This window comes from Fructilactobacillus sp. X2R1C1 (genome assembly GCF_059901435.1).
The window spans coordinates 1-355 of sequence record NZ_JBWXUV010000048.1; the positions used below are offsets into that span (position 1 = coordinate 1).

Consider the following 355-nt stretch of genomic DNA (forward strand, 5'->3'; position numbering starts at 1 on the left):
AAATTCATCTGTGTCAAACTAAGAAAAGCAACAGATTTGCAGAACGCGTTAATTTTTCTACTAGAAAAATCCTTTTTGGTTTTAGAATTTTTGTAATTAGTCTTAATGTTTTGATACAAAATAATAAAAACGACGGGTATCCACGTAAACCTGATCAAATCTTTACAAACTTCCATTGGAAACTTGTAAAGCAAACATAGCACTAACATGAAACTAAGCGTGATCAAGTAAACTAATACGATTGGAGTTTGTTGTAAGAATAATTGAATCCAATATTTAATCTTGTTCATCAGAAATTAACCTATATCCGCGTTTTCGTTCGGTTACAATTCGATCATCCAGACCAACCTTATTT

General features: G+C 31.0%; 1 protein-coding gene. It reads right to left on the reverse strand.

Annotation, left to right across the window (positions count from 1 at the left end):
* On the reverse strand, positions 1 to 290 hold a 290-nt coding region (locus AC6UDG_RS07445; RefSeq protein WP_500706953.1), incomplete at its 3' end, for a hypothetical protein.
* Positions 291 to 355: the final 65 nt, after the last annotated feature.